The organism is Amycolatopsis eburnea, assembly GCF_003937945.1.
Taxonomy (GTDB): Bacteria; Actinomycetota; Actinomycetes; order Mycobacteriales; family Pseudonocardiaceae; genus Amycolatopsis; species Amycolatopsis eburnea.
This window is the reverse complement of record NZ_RSEC01000057.1, coordinates 1-358: the sequence shown is the minus strand read 5'-3', so window position 1 is coordinate 358 and position 358 is coordinate 1. Positions and strand designations below refer to the sequence as shown.

The 358-nt window shown below is 57.3% G+C and carries 1 rRNA gene; it reads left to right on the top strand.

Annotated features, from left to right (window positions below):
* Positions 1 to 61: ribosomal RNA gene (locus EIY87_RS25445) — 16S ribosomal RNA — on the top strand; the annotation flags it as partial.
* Between the last annotated feature and the right edge of the window lie 297 nt (positions 62 to 358).

Genomic DNA, 358 nt, shown 5'->3' with positions numbered 1-358 from the left:
GATTGGGACGAAGTCGTAACAAGGTAGCCGTACCGGAAGGTGCGGCTGGATCACCTCCTTTCTAAGGAGCACAACACATCCCAGCCGGCAACGGTTGGGAGTGGCTGGGGCCTAGTCCTCGACTGTAGGACTGTCCTGGTTGCTCAAGGAATTGTGGAACTACTGGTTATGGTCGCTCTTGGTCGGCAATGCCTTGGTTAGTACTGCGGTTTACCGCGTGGAACGTTGAGTCGGCGCCGGGGAGGGTGGTTGTTCACATGCACACTGTTGGGTCCTGAGGCAACACGCCGAGGGGCTAGCGCCCCGGAAGCTGTTTGTTTCTGGTGTGGTGTTTGAGAACTGTAGAGTGGATGCGAGC